Origin of the sequence: Catellatospora tritici (genome assembly GCF_019083965.1) — a bacterium.
Classification (GTDB): domain Bacteria; phylum Actinomycetota; class Actinomycetes; order Mycobacteriales; family Micromonosporaceae; genus Catellatospora; species Catellatospora tritici.
In genome coordinates, this window is record NZ_JAHRCY010000019.1 from 14,556 (window position 1) to 35,702 (window position 21,147).

The window sequence follows — 21,147 nt, forward strand, 5'->3', positions numbered from 1 at the left end:
GTCTGGATGCCTGCGCCGCTGCCGCTGGTCAACTCACCCTCCTGTCGGAGATGGCTTCGTGCTGTGCGGCGACGACAGCCAGCTCCACCCGCGAGCTGATCTGCAGTTTGGCCAGGATGCTGGAGACGTGCGACTGCACCGTACGCCGGGACAGGAACATCTGCGCCGCGATCTCCGGATTGGACATGCCCTCGGCGACCATCAGCGCCACCCTGTGTTCGGTCTCGGTCAGTGCCGCCCAGCCGTGCTTGGGCCGCCCCCGCCGCCCCTTCACCCCCCGCCGCACCCCGGCTTCCCGCAGCCGCGCCCCGGCCCGCCCCGCGTCCCACTCGGCATCCAGTTGCTCGTAGATCGCCAGCGCCCGGTCGACCTGCTCCCGGGCCGGTCCCGCCTGCCCGGCCCGCGCGAGCAGCACCCCCGCGTTCTCGTACGCGTACCCCTCCCACAGCCGCCACCCGGCCTCGCCGTACGACACCGCCGCCGCCAGCATCAACTCGACATCACCCTCGGCGACCGCCCGGCACAGCTGCAACGTCGCTCGCAGGCTCGGGCAGGGCTCGTCCCCGGCCACCTCCCGCACCTCCTCGACCAGCCGCGCCAGCCGCTCCTGCTCCCCGCAGGCCGCGGCCATCCGGGCCAGGTCGGGGCAGACCCGGTACACCACCCGCTTCGGAAAGATCCCGCCCGTCTGCTCCCACACCGGCAGCAGCAGCCGCAGCGCCTCGGCGGCCCCGACCGTCGCCTCCCGGGTCAGCGCGTACGCCCACCGCGCGAAGCTCTGGTCGCCGCCCGCGTAGGGCGAATCGGCCTGCTCGGACAGGGTTCCGGCCATCTCGGCCCACCTACCCCGGTGCACGTTGATGACTCCGGCCAGCCCGCGCAGCCGTTCCGCCTCGCGTAGCGGGTCGGCGGTCTCCAGTCCGGTCTGGATCTCCATCAGGGCGTCGTCCCAGCGCCCGTCGAAGAAGCGCACGGCGGCGCGCAGCCGGTGGGTGAAGGCCAGGTAGGCGCCGCCGGTGCGCCGGTTGCGCTCGGCGGCCAGGGCCAGCGCTTCGTCTGCCTCGACGAGCCGGTCCAGGCCGATCAGGCAGTACGCCACGGTCGCGTCCGGCTCCACCTGCAGATCCGGCAGCACCCCATGGCCGAGGCGGCGCTGCGCCTGCCGGGCCAGGGCCAGCCCGCCGGGTACGTCCCCGCGCATGGTGGTGACGGCGGCCATGGCGAGCTCACCCAGCCCCAGCGCGTGCTCGTCGCCGGTGGCGGCGCCGACCGCCAAAGCCAGTTGTGCCTGCTCGGCCGCGTCGTCGAGGCGCACCTGGAACATCATGGTCACTGCGGCGATCCCGTGCAGGTGGCCACGTTTGACCTCGCCCACGTCGGGATCGGCCACGGCGGTGTCGACCACGGCGAGCGCGTCGTCGAGGCGCCCCTGCCGGTAGCAGGCCTGCACGAGCAGCCAGTACAGCGCGGCGCGGGCGGTGGCGGGTGCGGTGGTGAGTGCCTGACGCGCGTTCGCCTCGGCGGTTTCCAGCTCCCCGTGCCAGAGCAGGGCCCGGACCAGGTGCAGGCGCAGCTCCTCGGTGCGGGCGGGTTCGGTGACGGTCAGGGCGCGGCGCAGCAACAGCACGGCGAGGCCGGGCGCGCGGGCGATGAGGGTACGGGCGTGTTCGGCCAGCCAGTCCCGCATCGCCGGTTCGACCCTCCCGCCCTGGGCGAGCTGTTCGGCGACCCGGGTCACCGAGGCGCTGCGCCGCGCCAGCACCCGCGCCCCGCGTACGTGCAGCGCGGCCCGTACCGTGGCCGGGACCTGGGCGGCGAGCACCTCGCAGATCAGCGAGTGCCGGAACCGGGGTCGCCGCCCGGCGGTGACCAGCCCGCCGCGTGCGGCGATGCCCATCGCCGCGGCGACGTCCTCAGGCGGACTGTCCAGCACCTCGGCGAGTTCGGCCTCGCTGACCGAGCCGCCGAGCACGGCCGCGGTGCGCAGGGCGTCGCGAATGGACCCGGGCAGGGCGTCCAGGCGGCGTCCGATCACACCGACCAGCGAGCCTGGCAGGTCGCCGGAGTCGCGATCGCCGACTTCGGCGACGCCGTCCACGACGTGGATGGCCTGGTCGTCGCGCAGGGCGGTGACCAGTTCGCGGATGTAGAGCGGGTTACCCGCGGCTCCGTCGAGTAGACCGCGCAGCCGTGGGCCCGGCGGGGCGCCGAGCAGGCCGGTGACCTGGTCGGCGACGGCCTCGGCGGGCAGCGACGCCAGACGCAGTTGGGGTGCGCCCCGGTCGAGCAGGCAGTACCAGAACCCGGCGACCTCGCCGCTGCGGTCGACCGAGCGCTTGGCCAGCACCAGCAGCAACGGCATGGTCGCCACGCCCTCGGCGAGCCGGTCGAGCACGCGCAGGCTGGCGGTGTCCGCCCACTGCAGATCGTCGACGATCAGCGCGAGTGGCCCGGCGGCGGTCCAGTTGTCGGCCAGGGCGAGCACGGCTTCACCGATGGCGTACTCGTGGTTGGCGGCGGCGACGCCGTGGACGAAGACGTCCTCGCCGCGCAGCAGGCCGGACAGCGGGGCCAGGTCGGGGTCGGTGCTGGCGGGTCCGATGCCGAGGCAGGCGGCGAGGGTGGAGAACGGGATCTCCTGTTCGAGTTCCTCGGCGGCGCCTCGGTGCACCCGCAGCCCTAGCTCGCGGCAACGGGCGACGGCCGCGTCGAGCAGGGTGGTCTTGCCGATTCCGCTCTCGCCGACGACGAGGACCGCGCCGCCCTGCCCGGCCGTGGCGGCGCGGGCGGCCGCGTCGAGTTGGGCCAGCTCCGTGCGCCGACCGACGAAAACGGGCGAATCGACCGTCACGCTCCCAGCGTAGACCGGCCGGGCTGCGCGCCGGAGCCATCGCCGATTGCTACGGGGTGACCACTCTGGCACGCTGCTGCCAACCGCGGCACGCGGCCGCGCCGAGGGAGCGACATGACGCAGGCACCGACACCGCAGGCACCGGCGAAGATGAGCCTCGACGCGCGGATCGCCCGAGCGGTCGGGCTGACCGGTCACCTGCTGCTGTGCGGCTGGTACGCCGTCAGCGGCCTGGTCACGCCCGTTTGGGGGGTCGTCGTCCTGATGATCGTCTGGACGGCGCTGCTCGTCGTCTGCGTGCGGTGGATGCGTCCCCATCCCTGGCGGGTGCCGGCCGTGCCGGTGGTCGCCATCGCGTTCTGGTTCGCCTTCGTCAGCGCAGGGGAGGCGTGGCTGGGTTGGACCGCCTGACCGGGCTGCGACGGCATGGCGACAGTCTGCGGCCGTACCCCCGGATGGTTTGCCAGTCTGGTGGGGAACCAGCGGAAAGGGGTGCGCGGTGATCGAGTCGCAGGTGCGCATTCTCGGCCCGATCGAGGCGTCCGGCAGTGACGGCCCGGCCGCGCTGATCGGGGCCCGGCAGCGGGCGCTGCTGGCGGTGCTCGCGATGAACGCGGGCACCGTCGTGCACCAGCCTCGGCTCATCGACGCGCTGTGGGGCTGGGACCCGCCGCGTACGGCGGTCAAGACGCTGCACAGTCACATCGCCCGGGTGCGCCAGGCGCTGGACGCGTGCGGGCTCAACGGCACCCTGCGCACCCAGCACACCGGCTACCGGCTGGACATCCCGGCGCAGGCGGTCGACGCGCACCTGTTCGAGTCCGCCGTCGCCTCGGCCCGCGCCCACCTCGACGCCGACGACCCGGGCCGGGCCGCCGCCGAACTGCGGGACGCGCTACTGCTGTGGCGCGGTGACGCGCTGGCCGACGGCGAGCCGACCGGCTGGGCCGCCGCCGAGGCCGCCCGCCTCAACGAGGTGCGGCTGTGCGCGATCGAGCAGCTGTGGGACGCCGAGCTGCGGCTGGGCCACCATGGGCGGGCCGTCGGAGAGTTGGAGCGGCTGCTCGTCGACCATCCGCACCGCGAACGGGTGGTCGAGCTGTACATGCTGGCGCTGCACCGGTGCAGTCGGCCCGCCGACGCACTGGAGGCATACCGGCGGCTGCGCGAACACCTGGCCGACGAACTCGGCGCCGACCCCGGCCCGGCGCTGCAGCGCCTGAACACGGCGATCCTGCGCGAGGACCCGACGCTGGCTGCCCCGACCGAGGTCGCCGCACCGCGGGTGCCGACGGTCCCCGCCGGGCCCCGCCCGGCGCAGCTGCCCGCCCCGGTCGGCCACTTCACCGGCCGCGACGCACAGCTGTCCGCCCTGGACGCGCTGCTGTCCGGCGAGCGGCGGATCGGCCACGTCGCCGGTCCCGCCGGTATGGGCAAGTCCGCGCTGGCCGTGCAGTGGGCGCACCGGGCCGCGCCGCACTTCCCCGACGGGCAGGTCTTCCTCGACCTCGGCGGCCACGACCCCGACCACGCCCTCGACCCGTCCGAAGCGCTCGCGCATGTGCTGACCAGCCTCGGCGTCGCCGGGAACCGGCTGCCCGCCGCCCCGGCGGCGCGGGCGGCGCTCTACCGCAGCCTGGTGCACGAGCGGCGGGTGCTGATCGTGCTGGACAACGCCGCCGAGGCCGAGCAGGTGCTGCCGCTGGTCCCGGCCGGAGGCGCGAGCCTGCTGCTGGTGACCAGCCGCCACCAGCCGACGGCGCTGGCCACGCGCCACGACGTGCGCGCGGTGGATCTCGGTGCGCTCGACCGGCATGAGGCGGTGGCGCTGCTGACGCGAGTGTTGGGGGACGAGCGGGTGCGGGCCGAACCGGAGGCCGCCGCCGAACTGGCCGAGCTGTGTGACCGGATGCCGCTGGCGCTGCGCATCGCCGCCGCGAAGCTCGCCGCCCGGCCCGGCCGGGCGCTGGCCGACCTGAATACCGAACTGACCGGCGAGGACCGGCTCGACGAGCTGGCCGTGCCCGGTGACGCGCGCAGCGTGCGGGCCGTGTTCGCCGGTGCCTACCGGGCCCTGTCCCCCGCCGCGGCCCGCCTGTTCCGACTGCTCGGACAGCATCCGGGGCCGATGTTCGGGGCCGGGGTGGCGCAGGCGGCGCTGGGCGAGCGCCCCGGACCGGCCCGGCGGGCGCTGGCTGAGCTGCTCGCCGCGCACCTGGTCACCGAGGAGGCGCCGGGTCGGCACCGGTTGCACGACCTGCTGCGGCTGTACGCCCGGGAACGGGCCGAGACCGAGGACGCCGCCGACGAGCGGATGGCCGCGGCAGGCCGGATCGTGGACTGGTACCTGGGGGTGGCCGACGCCGCCAACCACATCGTCGACCCCGGCCGTGACCGGGTGCGGCCGCGGGTGGAGCGGCCGGTGGACTTCGCCGACCACCACGCGGCGCTGGCATTCCTCGACGGGGAACGGCCCAACCTGCTCCCGCTCGTGTCGTACGCCGCCCGCCACGGCCACGCCACCGCCGCGTGGCAGCTCACCTACCTGCTGACCGGCTTCTACGACTCGCGCGGGCACTGGGGTGACCGGGTGCTGCTGTGCCGCCAGGCGGTGCAGGCGGCTCAGGTTGACGGGGACCCGGCTGCCGAGGGGCTGATGCGCAGCGCGTACGGCGTGGCGCTGATCATGACGCACCGGCACGACGAGGCGATCGACGCGCTACAGGGGGCGCTGGCGCTGATGCGCCGCTGCGGCGACCGCCGGGGCGAGGGGCACGTGCACAACAACATCGCGGTGGCGTGCGCCGGACTGCGCCGCTTCGACGAGGCTGTCGAGGCCTACCAGCAGGCGCTCGCCCTGCACACCGGTATCGACAACCGGCTGGGGATCGCGCTGTCGCTCAACAACATCGGCGACGCGTACGTCCGGATGGGCCGCCCGGAACTGTCCGACCCCTACCTGACCCGTGCCCTGACCCTGAGCCGCGAGCTGCCCAACGCCCGCCTGGAGGCGGCCACGCTGAGCAGCCTGGGCCAGTCCCGGCTGGCCCGAGGGGAACTCGGCGACGCCCTGTCCTACCTGCACCAGGCCCTGGCCGTACGCCGACTGAGCGGCGACCGCCGCTACGAGGCCGACACGCGCACCACCATCGGCACCGCGCACCTGCGCGGCGGCGACCACGACGCGGCGCTGGCCGAGTTCGAGCAAGCGCTGGCGCTCAGCCAGGAACTGGCCGACCAGCACCTGGAATCGGTGGCGCTGGCCAACATCGGGCGGGTGCACCTGCACCGGCCCGACCCGGTGGCCGCGCGCGGGTTCCTGCATCTGGCGCTGGCGCTGCGCAACCGGGCGCCCGACCCGTACGAGACCGCCAACATCCTGCGCGACCTGGCCGAGCTGGCCGAGCGCGCCGGTGACCGGGACACGGCGGCCGAGCACCGGCAGCACGCGATCGACCTGTACCGCAAGGCCAACGCGCTGGCCGAGGCCGACGCGCTGGCAGGCCTGCACTGAAAAGGCGGCGAGCCCGGTCGACCCGGACCCGCCGCCACCCCACACCCCCGGTCAGCGCGGTTCGCCGTCCAGGATCGTCACCGTCACCGGGAACGGCTCCCCGACACCGGTCGACAGCCACACCCGCAACGCCTCCTCCGGCTCGACCTTGCCGTCGGCGACCAACTCGATCACGATGCGGCCCTCCGTGTCGCCCTCGGCGAACTTCAGCAGGCCATCCTTGACCGGTCGGTAGTCGTCGGGAGCCACAGCACGCAGATCCTCGGTCCAGAACCGGACCTCGGCACCGCCCTTGGGGAGCTTCCCCGTGATCACCAGCGCGATCGGGCACATCTCGGTCTCCCAGCAGATCGCGTCCTTGGTCGCCATGCGACAGTCCTCGCCGCAGACCGGCCCGCCCACGGCCGCCTGCGCCGGCGCCGGAACCAGCAGGATCGTCGTCACCACGGTCAGGGCCGCGGCACCCAGCCAACGCGCGATACGTCTCATGTGTCCTTCTCCAGAGGTCGGGCACGGTGTGGCCGGGAGGACGACCACGGACAGCACGCTAGGGCGGTGCGGTTGTGGAAAGGTTGTGCGCCTGGCCGACGGCCACGGGACCGTCGACCAGGCACGGACGTTCATCGATCAGTAGAGCAGCGTCCAGCCGAGCAGGCGGCCACTGTCGCCCTTGACCGTGTCCTCGACCACGAGCGTCCACTCGCCGGGCTCCAGCACCTGCCCGAGCCGCACCGGGTACGTCTCGTCCACGTCGACGCCCCGGTCGTCGCGGTTGGCGCTCTTGAGCCGGTAGGACCGGCCACTGGGCGACACCAGGTCGATCTGCAGATCACCGCGGCGCGCGTGGCTGATGTGCACGCCCACCTCGACGACCTCCTGGATGCCCTTCTCCTGGACCTTGGTGACCCACTTCAGCGGGCCCGGGTCCGGGATCGGGTTGCGCGGCCACTCGATCCAGACCAGGTGGAAGATCTTCAGGCAGCTACCCCAGGTCAGTGGCGTGCCGACCTTCACCGCGGCCCAGGCGCGGGCCACCGCGAAGTACGCCGAGCTGCATTTGCCGTACAGCTCCGCGGCCGAGTCGATGGTGTCCTGCCGGGCCTGCGCGAACGTCTCACCGGAGGTGAAGTAGTTGTTCAGCGCGTTGTACCAGATCTTGGCGGCCTTGTCCCGGCCGATGCCGACCACCGACGAGCCGTCACAGGTCGGGCTGGTGCCGTAGGCGGTCTGCCCGCTGCCCTCGGCCAGCAGGAAGTACATGTGGTTGGCCACACCCGAGGAGTAGTGCGGGTCGAGGTTGCCCACGCCGTTGTAGAAGCAGTTCTTCGAGATGCCGTCCTGCGCCGGATCGTACATGTAGCGCAGCGGGTCACCGTTGCCGAAGATGTCGATCTTCTCGCCGAGCAGGTAATCGGGGGTGTCCTGCGGGTTGTTGGCGTAGAACTCGGTCATCGTGCCGAAGATGTCGCTGGTGGACTCGTTGAGGCCACCGGACTCGCCGGAGTAGACCAGGCCGCCGGGCGGCACCGCGCCCTGGGTCACGCCGTGCGACATCTCGTGCCCGGCCACGTCCAGCGACACCAGCGGGTGGACGCCGCCGTCGCCGTCGCCGTACTCCATCACCTTGGCGGTGCTGTTCCAGCGGGCGTTGACCCAGGCCACGCCCCGGTGCACCCGCGAGGTGATGCCGACGCCGTTGTCGAAGACGCCGTTACGGCCCAGCACGTTCTTGTAGTAGTCGAACGCGTTCGCCGCGCCGTACGCCACGTCCACCGCGGCGCTCTGGTCGGTGGCCGGGTCGCCGTCGCCCCAGACGTTGTCGGCGTCGGTGAACGTGGTGCAGGTGCCCGACAGGGCGTGGTTGAGGTTGCAGGTGGTCGCGTTGCCGCGGGTCGGGTCGACCAGCTGGTACTGGCCGCCCGACGCGGTCGTCTGCAGGGTCACCGTGCCGGAGTAGACGCTGTTGCCCGTACCGGCGACCTCCTGCTCCAGGCGCGCCGACCGCACCACGCTGCCGTCGACAGCCGACACGACCGCCTCGGCCGTGCCCTCCTCCAGCGTCACCGGCACGTCCCACGCCAGTACGCCGGTGCCGCCGACCGCGTCGATCGCCAGCTTCGGGGTGCCGACCTCCTTGGCTCGCAGCGCCTCCCCCGCCGCCTTGGCGGCCTCGTCGGCGCCGACCTTCGGCGCCACATCCACGCTGACCGGCTTGGCCAGGGTGAGCGAAGCCCCGTCGAGGCCGCCGTCGGCGGCCAGGTGCACCACGAAGTCACCGCCCAGCACGGGCAGCCCACGAAACTCGCGGGTGAACCGCACGTGCGCGGCCCCGCCCCGGGTCACGTTGGCCCGCCACACCGTGAACGTGTCGCCCTCGGACACCTGGAACAGGTCCGGGTGCGACCGGATCGCCTCGTTGGCCCGCGCGATCGCCGTCTCCTCCGGCGTCGCCGCCGCCTGCGCCGACCCCGCCTGCAGCGCCACCACACTGCCGCCGACCAGCGCGACCGCGAGCGCGGCACTCATCCGCCACCGTCTCATGACGATTCTCCCTTCCGTGTACGCCATGAGCCCAGTGCACGGCCCGCCGGCTGCCGTGAGGCTGCCGAAAGGTTGTGCCACGGTTGTACCGCAGGTAAGGAAGGGCCCCTTCTTATCGCATTACGTAGAGGAAGGGCCCCTTCTTAACGCCGACCCGGCGGTGTCTGGTGGGATGGAGCGGTCATCGACTGAGGGGGCAGGACTGATGGGTATCAGGGCCACGGGGACGTTCAAGGTGAGCTTCGAGCAACTCGACAGTGGCGACCCGGCCATCGGCCGGATGCGGGTCAGCAAGGAGATCAGCGGAGACCTGCAGGCCACCGGCACCGCACAGATGCTGTCGGTCGGCTCGACCGTGCCCGACTCCGCCGGGTACGTCGCCATCGACCAGATCAGCGGCACCCTGCACGGCCGCCAGGGCACGTTCACGCTCCAGCACAACGGTCTGATGACACGCGGCGACGGCACGCTCAGCGTGGTCGTCGTGCCGGACTCCGGCACCGGCGAACTGACCGGCCTGCGCGGCGAGTTCACGATCGACATCGTCGACGGCGAGCACCGGTATGTCTTCGACTACGACCTCGACCCGGCCTGAGCCCGCGACACCCGCGAAGACAAGCACCGCTGGGAGGCGCCAGTCTTGGCACGACCGGCGGCTTGCGAACGACGCCTACTATGCGCCGATGACCCTCGGCGGCATCGAGTCCGATTCGGGCGATTCCTGGCACGAGCGTGACCACCCTGTGCTCGACGTCCTCACCTGGCTCATGGCAGGCCTGGCGGGGATCGCCTGGCTGGTGTTCTCTGCCCTGCTCGTCAGCTATCTGACGACGGACTGGTCCGCGCAGCGCGAGGGCACGCTGCAGATGGCCAATGGAGTGCTGCTGGGCTTGGCTTTCATGGCGTCCCTCCTGCTCAGCGGGCTGGCTTCATTCGCCGCGTTCCTTCGGTATCGGCGGATCGCCTGGCTGGTTCTGGGGCTGCTCCTGCTGACAGCGGTCTGTGCGCTCGGGCGCGCAGGCTCGTGACGCGAACAGGCTGTTCCGCACCGATCCACACGCCCACGTGGCGCGCGCCTATCTCTGATCCCGGACCGCTACGCTGCGGTCCAGCAGCCCGGCCAGGTCCGACGTGACGAAGTCAGGCCAGTCCGCCGTCCGCTGTGACCGGGCGGTGGAGTCCGCGCGGCCGTGGTGGTCGACCCAGATCGTCCGCATGCCCATGGCGTGGGGCACCTCCAGGTTGTGCCGGAGGTCGTCGACCATCACCGCCCGCGCCGGGTCGATCCCGTGCCGGTCGACGAACCGCCGGTACGCGTCCGGGTGCGGTTTCGGCACCAGCTCGGCCGCGAACAGGTCGAACACCGCCTCGAACCGCGACGCGGCACCGATCCGGTCCAGCACGACGCGCGTGTGCCCGGCCACGCTGTTGGTGTGCACGAACGCCCGGCCCGGCAGCGCGGCCAGCGCCGCCGTGAGCCGGGGAGCCGGACGCAGTGCGGCGTAGTCGATGTCGTACTCCCGCGCCATGAAGTCGGCCGGGTCCACGCCGTGCGCAGCCATGAGACCTCGCAGCGTCGTGCCGTGGTCGCGGCACAACTCGGCTTGCCTGGCGCGGGCACCCTGCTCGTCGAGCCCGAAGAACTCGGCGAGGTACTGCCGGATCCGCGCGCCCATCTGATCGGTCAGCCCCACCGAGGGCGGGTACAGCGTGTTGTCGAGGTCGAAGATCCAGGTGTCGACGTGACCCAGACCACGAAGATCAGCTTCTGACATGACGCGACCCTAGCGGCCCCTCCCGACAACCGCGGGACCATACGCTTCACCGAACCGGCGCACGTGCTCACGACGACCGTTCACCGGCACGTACCGGCCAGCTCAGCGGCGCTTGCGGTACACGACGTGGCGAAACACTTCGCCGTCTGGCGTCTCGCGGTGGTCGAAGTCCAGGTCCGCGGCGTGGGTCATGCCGATGCGCCGCATGACCGCCTGCGAGCGCACGTTGCCCGCCAGGGTGATCGCCAGGATCTCGTCGAGCCCCACGGTCTGGAACCCGAACTCCAACACGACCCGAGCGGCCTCGGAGGCGTACCCGTGGCCCCAGGCGGAGCGGGCCAGCCGCCACCCGATCTCGACGCCCTCGAACGGCACCTCCGGCTCGACCGGGTCGATGCCCGCCAGTCCGATCAGCTCGCCGCTGTCGCGCTGTTCCACGGCCCAGAACCCGAACCCGTTGCGCCGGTACGCCTCCTGGTAGTGCGCGATCGACGCCGCCGACCGAGCCTCGTCCCACACCGGTCCGAGATGTTCACGCACCTCGGGGTCGGCGTTGATGGCAGCCCAAGCGGGCAGGTCCGTTTCGCGCCAGTCGCGCAGGATGAGTCGTTCCGTGGCAATCTCGATCACCCGAGGAGACTACTCACCGCACCCTGGGCAGGTAAAACGGATTGTCGCCGGTCAGGCCCCGAAGACGTGCTCGAACGCGGCGTGCACCGGGGTGTACGGCAGGTTGTCGTAGATGGCGAAGATGACGTGATCGAAGCGGTCGACGGCCCGCAGCGCGTCGGCGAAGGCGCCGGCGACCACCGTCGGGTCGTTGCGGAACACCCCACATCCCCACGCCCCCAGCACCAGCGTGCGGTGGCCGTGCGCGGCGGCGACCGACAGCACCCGTTCGGCGCGGCGGCGCAGCACCGCGGGCACGTCGGCGGCGTGCTCGGGCTGGTTGCGCACGATCGCGCCGAGGTTGGGCGCGGCCGCGGTCAGAAACGACGTCCGGTACGCCGCGTCGAGCAGCCCACCCTTGTCGTCACGGAACACGGGCACGCCGGGCGAGTAGACGACTCGGTCGCTGTAGCGCAGGTCGCGCTGTGCTCGGTGGTACGCGTAGAAGTCGGGCGCGGCCAGCAGGGCCGGGTAGAGGGCCGACGCGCGGGCGAGGCTCTCTTCCTGCGCCTTGGCCCCGCCGAGGAACCCACCGCCGGGGTTCTTGGCCGAGGCGAAGACCAGGGTCGCCGCCTGCGGCCCGGCTCGCCTGGCCGCGACCAGGGTCGACTCGCGGGTCACCTCGATCTGCGCGGCACCTCGCGGACCAACCGGCTCGACGGCCTGCTCGGGCACGTAGTGGCGGGTCCCGGCGACGGCCGCCCGCACCTCGGCGCCGATCTCCACGGTCGCCCCGGCGGGGTTGGTGTAGCTGCCGTCTTCCGCGATCTGCACGGTGCGCCGCCCGATCTCGGCCAGCCGGGCGCTCACGGATTGATCCTGTCGAACATGAGCGCAGGTTAGACAGCGCGACCCGGAGCCCTCAACCGGTTTGCCGATCGGTCACGCGGCAGCTGACGGCGGCCGAGGGCCGGTCACCCGGAACGGCGCAGGTCGGCGGCGAGCCGCAGCGCCGCGGCAGCGCAGTGGGCCACCTCGTCCGGGGCGCGGGCCAGGAGCCAGTCCAGCATCCCGAACACGGTCGCGGCGGTGCAGACCGCCAGCACACCCGGCCCGGCGACGGCTTCGGCGGCGTGGCGCAGCCGGGCCAGGGCCTCCGGGTCGGCGCCGTCGACCCAGCCTTGGCGCAGCAGCCCGGCCAGGTCGATGGCGCGGGTGCCGCTGCCCAGCGCCTCCACGTCGACCACGCCGGTGATCACGCCGTCGGCGACGAGCACGTTCTGGGTCCCGAGGTCGCCGTGGACGAGATCACCGGTGGGCAACGGCAGGTCACGGTAGGGCTCGCACAGCTCCAGATAGGTCCGCACCACGCGGGCACCGTCGGGTCCGCTGTCGCGTACGCGATCTCGAAAGCCGTCGTGGCCGTCGAACACCTCCGCCCGCACGTACCACGACCAGTCACGGCCCGGGTCGGGATCGAGCCCGGCATGGCTGTCCACCAGCGCGAGGAGCAATCGGACCTCGGCCGGGCCGAGTCGCCGCACCGGCTCCCCCGCGACGAACTCCTGCACCTGGTAGGGCCATCCCGCGCGGGTGGTGCCCACGGCCAGCCAGGCCGGGGTCGGCCAGCCCCGCTGCCGCATCCGGGCGATCACCGGCGCGGCCCGCAGCACCTGCGGCGCCCACGCCGTCCTGGTGCTCCACTTGAGCACGGCTTGCCCACCCGAGTCATCGCGCACCAGGTGAGCGCCGGACTGCGCGCCGCCGTCGAGCCGCCGCACCAGTGTCCAGCCGGTGCCGTGGGCGGCGTTCACCTCGGCCAGCACCGCCGCCGTCGACCCTGCGTCCACACTCGTCACCCCGATCCCACGGTCGCCGTCATCGCTTCCCCGCAGCATCCGCCCGCGCGGCCTCGGTAGGCCACCGGCTTGGCAGCGTTGCCGCTCCCCAATGGAACGTCACGCGCGCGGCTCACGCGTGTGGGGTTGTACGTACAACCCCACACGCGTGAGCCGCGCGACAGTAATCCTCCGCAACGGCGCGGCGCGCGCCAGACCGCCAAGCGGCGAGGGTACGAAAAGGACGGAAGCGCACTGGCGACCCGCCCGGAAGCGGACCCCGACGTTCTGCACTACACCCAGCACCCCGCCTGGAGGGCAGATCCAATCCGATTTTTGACAACGCCATGGTTGTTTTTTGCGTTCTGTTCGTAAGTATAGGACAGAGACGAGAGGGCGGACATGTCCCGACGGATACTGCTCGGCGCGGCACTGCTGCTGGCACTCAGCGGCTGCACAACCGGTTCTCCCAGCGCGGCACCGTCGCCGACCAGCACTTTGCCCGTGCCGGGCGCGGCCTGCCCGGCGTACTCGGCGGCCGGGAAGGTCATCCGGTTCGGCCACGGGCTCGGCGGCGTCGTGGTCGGCACCGGAACCACCGGGGTGGTGTTGGCGCACGAGGCCGACGCCGACCTGTGCTACTGGGCCGCGGTGGCCTTCGAGCTGAGAGACAAGGGCTACCGGGTGCTGGCGTTCGACTTCAACGGCAACGGCTCCTCGGAGCTGACCGCACGGCCGTACGAGGAAGACGTCGCCGAGGCGGTGCAGCTGCTGCGCGGCGAGGGCGCGGCCACGGTGGCACTGGTCGGCGCATCGATGGGTGGCACCTCGGTGCTGGTCGCGGCCACCCGGCTCACTCCGAAGCCAGTGGCCGTGGTGAGCCTGTCCGCACCGTTCGCGTTCGGGCCGGTCGGGCAGAGCGTGCTGAACGTCGCCGACAAGCTGACCATGCCGGTGCTGTATCTGTGCGGCACCGGCGACGCCCGCTTCGCCGAGGCGGCTCAACAGATGAGCGACGCCACCACGGCCAGCACGGACCGGAAGCTGGCACTGGTCGCCGACAACGCCCACGGCGCCCGCCTGATCAATCCGAACACCAACGCGCTGGCCCGCAAAGCGTTCTTCGAGTTCCTGGCGGCGCACGCGCCCGCCTGACCGAGCCGCCGACCGCGCCCACCGCTCAGGGCCGCGGTCGGTGCACAGTTCGGCCTGCTCGCCGCCCGCCCTCACCGCACGGGCGGCGAGCAGGCCGAACGCCCTGATCAGAGCCCGGCAGGTGCCAGCGACCCGGCCGGGCTGGGCGGCAGCTTGCACAGCAGCTCCCACAGGCGCGGCAGCAGTGGCACGACACCCTCGACGGTGTCATCCGTGGTGGCCAGCATGGCCAGGTGGCGGCAGGCGTGCGCGGCGACCGCGTCGAGATCGACGGTGTGCGGACTGGGTGTCAGCGGGTGCCCACCGCCAGACATCGCATCGACCCGCACCGGACGCGCGTCCACCGCGGGATCACGGTCGGGCAGCGCGGCGTACGTCAGCACCACCGACGCCTGGTCGACGCGCCAGGAGGTGGAGTGCAGCAGCGCACCCGGCACGCACAGGGTCAGCCCGGCCAGGCGCCGGGCCAGGTCGTCGGGGTGAACGCCGTCGACCAGCGGCTCACGTAGGTCGCGGTAGCACAGACGGCCGTTCCGCTCGGACAGCAGGACGACTTCGACGACGACGGTGGGCGACACGAACCGAAGTCTTCACTTGTTGCCAGTGCTTTGCAATAAGCCTCGCCGCCGAACAAAGACGGTGCCCAGGCCGTGAGGGCCTGGACACCGCCGATCAGGTGCGTTCCTGCGTCAGTGGCAGGTGCCGGTGCCGCTGTCGCTGTAGGTCTTGCCCGCCTGCGGCACGAACTGCCAGTCGTAGCCGTTGGCGTGCAGGGTGAACTTCAGCACCCCGAAGGTGTCGCTGTTACGGGCCTGGCTGTTGGCCTGGATGGTGCCGAACCCGTAGAAGTCCGCACCGCCCATGCCCGCCACGAACGAGCGCAGGCCGCGCGCATTGTCGAGGGTGCCCGCCGGGTTCATCGGCGCGAACCGCTCGTACTGGTGGTTGTGGCCGAAGACCACGACGTCGGCGTTGTAGTCGTACAGCGCCTGGTAGAGCGGGCGGGTCGCCGTCTCCGGGGCGTGGTTGGCGCCCGAGGTGAACAGCGGGTGGTGCCAGTACGCCAGGGTGCACGGCTTCGTGCTGGCGGCCAGGTCGCTGCGCAGCCAGGTCTCCTGCGCCGAGCCCGCCGACATGCTGACGTTGGAGTTCAGCGACACGACGTGCCAGTTGCCCAGGTCGTAGGAGTAGTAGCCCACGCCCGAGGTGCCCGCCTGCGTGCCGAAGTAGCCGAAGTAGCCGCTCGCGCCGGAGGTGACGTAGTCGTGGTTGCCCGGCGCCGGGCGGGTACGCGCCTTGTGACGGCCCCAGGTGGGGGCGTAGTACGAGTTGAACTCCGTCGTCGTGCCGCTGTCGTACACGTTGTCGCCGGTGGTGAACACGGTGCCGGAGATGCCGTCGAGCAGCGCTGCGGTGGCGGTGTCGCCCGAGCCGTCACTGGCGATGTCACCGGCACCGACCAGCACCGGGTCACCCGAGGGCGCCGAGGTGGACGGGCTCGGCGACGGCGTGGTGCCGGTGGTGACCACGAGCTGCGGCGAGTCGGCGCCGCTCTCGCGCGAGTCGTAGTACGCCCCGTCGGTGTTGGCCGAGCTGGACCCGAAGCTGAACGTGCCGTTGCCGGTGACCACCGAGGTCACATTGATCTCGTACCACGTGTTTGCGCTCACCGAACCGAGCGTGACGATGGTCACCCCGTCGATGGCGGGCTGGTTGTTCCAGGTCGTTCCGGTCTCCGACCAGGTGGTGTTCGACATGGCCTTGAACACCCCGCCCGCGGCGCTGCCCGCGTCACTGGACGAGGTGGTCTTGATGCGCAGCTTGACGCTGGTGATGGGGCTGCTGATGCCGCTCACCGTGAAGCGCAGGAAGCTGCGACGCACCGGCGAGTTGTCGTTGACGAACTGGGTGGCGGTGCCGTAGTTCGTCGTGGCGGTGTCCTGCTGGACGTAGGTGTCAGCCACGGGGCTGAAGGTGGTGGTAGCGGCGGCGGCCATGTCGGCCGACGCCGTCAGCACAGCCGTCACCGCGGCGACGGTGAGCACGAGCGCCGTGCCCGCCGTACCCGCGACGCGGATGTGTCCCTTACGCATGTCGATCCCTTCGTGGAGGGGCGTGTCACTGGAACGGGTGCCAGCGCGTGGAATGTAGGGACTGAGCGGTAAGACTGGGGCACCATTAAGTGAACATCGTGTATGCCTTGAATGGCCAGGGACGCACGGTCGGCGCACCGTCCACGGTGGACACCGGTTGTTCACCGGATGCACGTCCGCCCGGTGCCTGCTGCCGACCGTGCGTTGCCGTGACCGGCCGAGGATGGTCCCAACACAGCACACGAGGAGAAGCCGCCGGTGTACCTGTCCACCGTCAAGTCCGGGACCGCCACCGGCGCCCCGCCGACCGACAAGCGCCCGGGACTGCGCGGCCGGTTCGCCGCCGTCAGCGCCAACGTCTTCGCCCTCGGCGCGGTCAGCCTGGTCACCGACATCTCGTCCGAGATGGTGACCGCCGTGCTCCCGCTGTACCTCGTGCTCGGCCTACAGCTCAGCCCGCTGGCGTACGGTGCGATCGACGGCGTCTACACCGGTGCCACCGCCCTGCTGCGCCTGGCCGGGGGCTACCTGGCCGACCGGATGCACCGGCGCAAGCTGGTGGCGGGGATCGGCTACGGCATGTCGGCGGTGGCCAAACTGGGGCTGCTCGCCGCCGGACGCGCCACGGGCGCGATCGGGCTGGTCATCGCCGCCGACCGGGCGGGCAAGGGGCTGCGCACCGCACCCCGGGACGCGCTGATCACCCTGTCCACTCCCCCGCACGCGCTGGGCCGGGCCTTCGGCGTGCACCGGACCATGGACAGCATCGGCGCGTTCCTCGGCCCGCTGGTGGCGCTGGGCGTGCTCGCCGCCGCCGCGCAGTCGTACGACGCGGTCTTCGTCACCAGCTTCTGTGTCGCCGCGATCGGGGTGCTGCTGCTGGCCCTGTTCGTACGCGACCACCGGGGCACCCTGCCCGCCAAACCCGGCGCGTCCCCGGTGCGGCTGCGCGACGCCGCGACGCTGCTGGCCGAGGCGCCCGTACGCCGTCTGGTGCTGGCCGCGTGCCTGCTGGGCCTGGCCACCATCGGCGACGGCTTCCTCTACCTGATGCTGCAGCGCCGCGAGGAGGTGAGCACGGTGTGGTTCCCGCTGCTGGCGGCGGGCACCAGCCTCGGCTACCTGCTGGTGGCCACCCCGATGGGCATCCTCGCCGACCGGGTCGGGCGGTTGCCGGTGCTGCTCGGCGGCTATACCGCGCTCGCGGTCACGTACCTGCTGGTGTTCGGGCCGTTCGGTGGCTGGCCGCTGCTCGTGCTGACCCTCGGCCTGTACGGTGTCTTCTACGCCGCGACCGACGGGGTGCTGATGGCGCTGGCCGGACCGGTGCTGCCCGAACGGCTGCGCACCACCGGCATCGCCCTGATCCAGACCGGCCAGGCCCTGTCCTACCTGGTGTCCTCGGTCCTGTTCGGGCTGGCCTGGACGCTGTGGGGGCCGCAGGCCGCCAGCCGGGTCGCCGCGGCCGCCGTGCTGGTCGCCATCGCGGTGACGGTCGCGCTGCTGCGCACCCGCGCCACCACCCGCCCCGCCGTCCCGACCCAGCCCACGGAGTAGACCCGATGAGCACCACCACGACCGACGTGACGACCGCCGACGTTCCCGCGAGCACGCCACCGGGGCGTGGCCGGATCCTGGTCGCGGTCGCCGCGAGCGTGGCGCTGCTGCTGGCCGCCGGGGCGTACATCGTGCTCGCCGGACGGCGTGGCGAGCCCGCCCCGGTCGCCGCGGTGCCGGTGACTCTCGACCCCGGGGCGCGGCTGCTGTTCGTCAGCGACCGGCACCTGGCCGTCTCGGACCGCACCGATCCGGACGGGCCCCGTTCGCCGGCGGCGCTGGAGTGCGTACGGACCTATGCCGCGGCGGGCACCGGCGTGTGCATCCACCCGGTGAACGCGTGGACCTACCAGCTCATGGTGCTCGACGCGAAGCTCGGCACCACCAAGGAGTTCACGGTGCCGGGCCTGCCCAACCGGGCCCGGGTGTCGGCCAGCGGCCGGATGGTGGCGTGGACGACGTTCGTGGGCGGGGACTCCTACAACAGCGGCGGGTTCTCCACCCGTACCGGGATCTACGACACGCGCGGCGGCACGTTGGTGAACTCGCTGGAGGAGTTCGCGGTCACGGTCGAGGGCAAGCGGCACACCGCCGCCGACGTCAACTTCTGGGGCGTCACCTTCACCGCCGACGACAACCGGTTCTACGCCACCATGTCCAGCGGCGGCCGCCGGTACCTGATCGAGGGCGACTTCGCGGCGCGTACGGTGCGGACGCTGGCGCGCAACGTGGAGTGCCCGTCGCTGTCGCCGGACGGCACGCGTATCGCGTTCAAGCAGGCCATCGACGACGATCCGACCAAGGGCTGGCGGTTGTCCCGGCTGGACCTGGCCACCATGCGGGTGACCAACCTGGCCGAGACCCGCAGCGTCGACGACCAGGCCGCCTGGCTGGACGACCGGACGGTGGCGTACACGCTGCGCGCCGCCGACGGCACCCCGTCGATCTGGACGGTGCCCGCCGACGCGTCGGGCGAGCCGTCGCTGCTGGTCGCCAACGCGGAGTCACCCGCCGCGCTGTGACGCCCCGGCCACCTCGCCGCTCAGTGCCACCAGCCGCGACGGCGCCGCTCGGCCATCGCCTCGGCCGGTCCGATCAGGTCCGCGAGGTGCAGTTCCACGTGCCGCAGGTGCTCGGCGACCCAGCGGCGGCGCAGTCGCTGCTGGGGCGTGCCGGGCCGCTCGCCGGTGATCTCGGCCTCGGCCAGGGCGGGTGGCACCCGCGGCGTGGGCGGGCGGCCGTCGGGGCGGCCGAGCTGTGCGGCGATCTGGTCGTAGAAGTCGGCCAGGGCGTGCGCGTGGTCGACGAGGGTGTCGCCGTGCGCGTCGAGCGAGGCGGCACGCGGGACCAGGCCGGACAGCGAGTCGGCGGTCAGCCGTAGCCGCACCCCGGCCATGATCAGCTGCCACAGGTCGCGTCGGGCCATCCGCTTGGAGCCCGGCTCGGCCAGGTAGCCGCGCAGCGCGTCCTCCAACCGCACCATGGACGCCCCGGGCCGCCACGCCGGTGGGGGCGCGTCGGCGGGGCGGCCCAGCGCGCGGCCCACCATCTCGGTCAGGCGCTGCCCACCGTGGCGGTACACGTCGGCGAGGTTGTCGCGCACCACGTCGCCGGCGCCGCGCGGCCACACCAGCACGCCCGCGACCAGGCTGACCAGGCAGCCGAGCGCCACGTCCTGCAGGCGTACCAGGCCCAGGGTCCAGCCGGTGGGGGCGAGGATGTTGTAGAGCACCAGGATGACCACGGTGAACCCGGCCTGGCCGACGACATCGGGCAGGATGCCCGGGGCGTACGCCACGACCAGGATCGACAGCGGCAGCGCCACCCACAGCGCGGGCGTGGACGTGCCCACCACCAGCAGCAGCGCGGCACCGACGGCCACCCCGGCCGCCGTGCCGACGATCGCCTTGACCGCCTGCGTGCCCGTCGAGGCGGCACTGGTACGCAGCACCGACAGCGCCCCCAGCAACACCCAGAACCCACTGCGCACGTCGCTGACCTGCACCAGGATCACCGCCGCGGCCAGCGCCGCCGCCCCGCGCAGCGCGTTGACGAACCACACCGAGCGCAGGCTCGCGTTGCGCAGCACGACTCCGGCGATACCCGCCGGGGTCGTCAGCCGCCACGACGGTGGCACGTCGGCCTGCGGCAGCACCGCCCAGTCACGGCGGCTCTCGCCGACGGTGAGGGGGTCCGCGCCGTGCCGGGCGATCAGCGCGTCGACCGCCGCCGCCCGCACCGCGACCGCCGTGGTCAGCGCGTAGAAGGGCACCACCACCGAGGTGGGCGTGCCGGTTCCACTGTCGTCACACGCCTGGTCGAGCCGGGCCAGGCAGGCCACCCGGTCGCGCTCCAGCCGGTCCAGGTCGGGCTCGCCGGAGCCGCCGCGCAGCAGCACGGCCATCTGCCGCAGCACCCGTGCGCAGCTGTCGAACAGGGCTCGGTCGGTGGCATCGGCGCGGCTCAGGTCACCGGAGCGGGCCAGCCCGTCGGTGACCAGCCCCTTGGCCCACTCCAGCTGGCCGACCACGCCCGCCATCGCCTGGTCGGCGATGACCAGGCCGTTCGGCCGGTACGGCGTGGACACGAACAGCGCGATGAGCCGGTGCAGCGCGTCGACCGCCCGCTCGGACAGCGCCGCGGGGACCGGTCCGCGCAGTCCCGCGTCGAGCTGGTCGGCCAGCACCTCAGACAGCTCGGCCGCGCAGTCGCGCAGCGGCACCCCGGCGGTGCGGGGTGAGGTCAGCACGACGGCGATCCCGCCGACCAGCGACGCCGCGACCCAGCCGCACAGGCGTGGGCCGAGCACCGACGGCGGCGCGGCGGCCGAGGCGGCCAGCATGAACGGCAGCATCGCCGCCGCCGCGCCGGAGGCGTCGTTGGGTCCGATCACCGCCGCGAAGTACGACGTGAACGCCACCACCAGCGTCGCGAGCGCGGCCAGCAGCACGGACGGGCTCGCCAGGGTGCCCACCACGACCAGCACTGCCCCGGCGGCCGTCAGCATCAGGTGGGCGACCGCGCGGTCGCGCCGCGTCCCGCCGAACTGGGCCAGCACCAGGCTGGCGAACCCGCCGAACGCCGCGTAGGTCGCCATCGGGACCGAGCGCAGCGCCAGTAGCGGCACCGCGAACACGACCGGCACCAGCACGGCGGCGCGCACCGCGCGCACGGCCGCGGGAGCAGACCAGACTGAGGACACCCCGAATAGTAT

General features: G+C 72.5%; 17 protein-coding genes. 7 read left to right on the forward strand and 10 right to left on the reverse strand.

Annotation, left to right across the window (positions count from 1 at the left end):
- Positions 1-28: 28 nt before the first annotated feature.
- Positions 29-2,851 (reverse strand): helix-turn-helix transcriptional regulator, encoded by a 2,823-nt coding sequence (locus KUA19_RS32100; protein ID WP_217402093.1) that lies wholly within the window; start codon positions 2,849-2,851, stop codon positions 29-31.
- A gap of 114 nt (positions 2,852-2,965) precedes the next feature.
- Here KUA19_RS32100 and KUA19_RS32105 point away from each other — a divergent pair, with 114 nt between their 5' ends.
- Both KUA19_RS32105 and KUA19_RS44180 read left to right on the forward strand, forming a co-directional pair.
- Positions 2,966-3,262 carry a hypothetical protein gene (locus tag KUA19_RS32105; RefSeq protein WP_217402095.1) on the forward strand — a complete coding sequence of 99 codons (297 nt, stop codon included), beginning with the start codon at positions 2,966-2,968 and terminating at the stop codon, positions 3,260-3,262.
- A gap of 88 nt (positions 3,263-3,350) precedes the next feature.
- The gene (locus tag KUA19_RS44180; protein WP_217402097.1) at positions 3,351-6,365 is read left to right on the forward strand and encodes an AfsR/SARP family transcriptional regulator; all 3,015 of its coding nucleotides are present in this window, start codon (positions 3,351-3,353) and stop codon (positions 6,363-6,365) included.
- A 51-nt stretch (positions 6,366-6,416) separates the two neighbouring features.
- Here the strand turns inward: KUA19_RS44180 and KUA19_RS32115 are convergent, their stop codons facing one another.
- A complete protein-coding gene (locus KUA19_RS32115) occupies positions 6,417-6,854 on the reverse strand; it encodes a Calx-beta domain-containing protein (protein ID WP_217402099.1) in 438 nt (145 codons plus the stop codon).
- Positions 6,855-6,992: 138 nt separating this feature from the next.
- Positions 6,993-8,906, reverse strand: coding sequence for a M4 family metallopeptidase (locus KUA19_RS32120; RefSeq protein ID WP_217402101.1), 1,914 nt, complete (start codon positions 8,904-8,906; stop codon positions 6,993-6,995).
- A 205-nt stretch (positions 8,907-9,111) separates the two neighbouring features.
- Here KUA19_RS32120 and KUA19_RS32125 point away from each other — a divergent pair, with 205 nt between their 5' ends.
- Together KUA19_RS32125 and KUA19_RS32130 are read left to right on the forward strand one after the other, a co-directional pair.
- Positions 9,112-9,501, forward strand: a complete 390-nt coding sequence (locus KUA19_RS32125; protein WP_217402103.1) for a DUF3224 domain-containing protein — start codon at positions 9,112-9,114, stop codon at positions 9,499-9,501.
- Between the two features lie 88 nt (positions 9,502-9,589).
- Positions 9,590-9,934 carry a hypothetical protein gene (locus KUA19_RS32130; RefSeq protein ID WP_217402105.1) on the forward strand — a complete coding sequence of 115 codons (345 nt, stop codon included), beginning with the start codon at positions 9,590-9,592 and terminating at the stop codon, positions 9,932-9,934.
- 48 nt (positions 9,935-9,982) lie between these two features.
- On the opposite strand, the gene KUA19_RS32135 is transcribed toward KUA19_RS32130, so the two are convergent.
- From KUA19_RS32135 to KUA19_RS32150, 4 genes are all read right to left on the reverse strand, one after another.
- A complete protein-coding gene (locus tag KUA19_RS32135) occupies positions 9,983-10,681 on the reverse strand; it encodes a pyrimidine 5'-nucleotidase (protein WP_217402107.1) in 699 nt (232 codons plus the stop codon).
- Positions 10,682-10,783: 102 nt separating this feature from the next.
- On the reverse strand, positions 10,784-11,311 hold the full coding sequence (locus KUA19_RS32140) for a GNAT family N-acetyltransferase (protein ID WP_217402109.1): 528 nt from the start codon (positions 11,309-11,311) through the stop codon (positions 10,784-10,786).
- Positions 11,312-11,362: 51 nt separating this feature from the next.
- On the reverse strand, positions 11,363-12,160 hold the full coding sequence (locus tag KUA19_RS32145; protein WP_217402111.1) for a TIGR02452 family protein: 798 nt from the start codon (positions 12,158-12,160) through the stop codon (positions 11,363-11,365).
- 104 nt (positions 12,161-12,264) lie between these two features.
- Positions 12,265-13,140, reverse strand: a complete 876-nt coding sequence (locus KUA19_RS32150) for an aminoglycoside phosphotransferase family protein (protein ID WP_217402113.1) — start codon at positions 13,138-13,140, stop codon at positions 12,265-12,267.
- A 390-nt stretch (positions 13,141-13,530) separates the two neighbouring features.
- Here KUA19_RS32150 and KUA19_RS32155 point away from each other — a divergent pair, with 390 nt between their 5' ends.
- Positions 13,531-14,283: an alpha/beta hydrolase family protein gene (locus KUA19_RS32155; RefSeq protein ID WP_217402114.1), complete on the forward strand. Its 753-nt coding sequence runs from the start codon at positions 13,531-13,533 to the stop codon at positions 14,281-14,283.
- A 107-nt stretch (positions 14,284-14,390) separates the two neighbouring features.
- On the opposite strand, the gene KUA19_RS32160 is transcribed toward KUA19_RS32155, so the two are convergent.
- Both KUA19_RS32160 and KUA19_RS32165 read right to left on the reverse strand, forming a co-directional pair.
- On the reverse strand, positions 14,391-14,861 hold the full coding sequence (locus tag KUA19_RS32160) for a hypothetical protein (protein ID WP_217402116.1): 471 nt from the start codon (positions 14,859-14,861) through the stop codon (positions 14,391-14,393).
- 111 nt (positions 14,862-14,972) lie between these two features.
- Positions 14,973-16,376, reverse strand: a complete 1,404-nt coding sequence (locus tag KUA19_RS32165) for a CBM96 family carbohydrate-binding protein (RefSeq protein ID WP_217402118.1) — start codon at positions 16,374-16,376, stop codon at positions 14,973-14,975.
- 258 nt (positions 16,377-16,634) lie between these two features.
- Between KUA19_RS32165 and KUA19_RS32170 the strand changes: the two genes are divergently transcribed.
- Together KUA19_RS32170 and KUA19_RS32175 are read left to right on the forward strand one after the other, a co-directional pair.
- Complete coding sequence (locus KUA19_RS32170; protein WP_308167767.1) at positions 16,635-17,933, forward strand: MFS transporter; 1,299 nt, start codon at positions 16,635-16,637, stop codon at positions 17,931-17,933.
- A gap of 5 nt (positions 17,934-17,938) precedes the next feature.
- Positions 17,939-18,955 (forward strand): TolB family protein, encoded by a 1,017-nt coding sequence (locus KUA19_RS32175; protein ID WP_217402120.1) that lies wholly within the window; start codon positions 17,939-17,941, stop codon positions 18,953-18,955.
- Positions 18,956-18,975: 20 nt separating this feature from the next.
- Here the strand turns inward: KUA19_RS32175 and KUA19_RS44750 are convergent, their stop codons facing one another.
- Entirely contained in the window at positions 18,976-21,135 is a 2,160-nt protein-coding gene (locus KUA19_RS44750) for an FUSC family protein (protein ID WP_217402122.1), read from the reverse strand.
- Positions 21,136-21,147: the final 12 nt, after the last annotated feature.

Bases quoted from the DNA above. Each gene is read 5' to 3' on its own strand.
- KUA19_RS32155 (WP_217402114.1), top strand. From the start codon at position 13,531: ATGTCCCGACGGATACTGCTCGGCGCGGCACTGCTGCTGGCACTCAGC.
- KUA19_RS32125 (WP_217402103.1), top strand. From the start codon at position 9,112: ATGGGTATCAGGGCCACGGGGACGTTCAAGGTGAGCTTCGAGCAACTC.
- KUA19_RS32175 (WP_217402120.1), top strand. From the start codon at position 17,939: ATGAGCACCACCACGACCGACGTGACGACCGCCGACGTTCCCGCGAGC.
- KUA19_RS32135 (WP_217402107.1), bottom strand. From the start codon at position 10,681: ATGTCAGAAGCTGATCTTCGTGGTCTGGGTCACGTCGACACCTGGATC.
- KUA19_RS32105 (WP_217402095.1), top strand. From the start codon at position 2,966: ATGACGCAGGCACCGACACCGCAGGCACCGGCGAAGATGAGCCTCGAC.
- KUA19_RS32130 (WP_217402105.1), top strand. From the start codon at position 9,590: ATGACCCTCGGCGGCATCGAGTCCGATTCGGGCGATTCCTGGCACGAG.
- KUA19_RS32115 (WP_217402099.1), bottom strand. From the start codon at position 6,854: ATGAGACGTATCGCGCGTTGGCTGGGTGCCGCGGCCCTGACCGTGGTG.
- KUA19_RS32165 (WP_217402118.1), bottom strand. From the start codon at position 16,376: ATGCGTAAGGGACACATCCGCGTCGCGGGTACGGCGGGCACGGCGCTC.
- KUA19_RS32120 (WP_217402101.1), bottom strand. From the start codon at position 8,906: ATGAGACGGTGGCGGATGAGTGCCGCGCTCGCGGTCGCGCTGGTCGGC.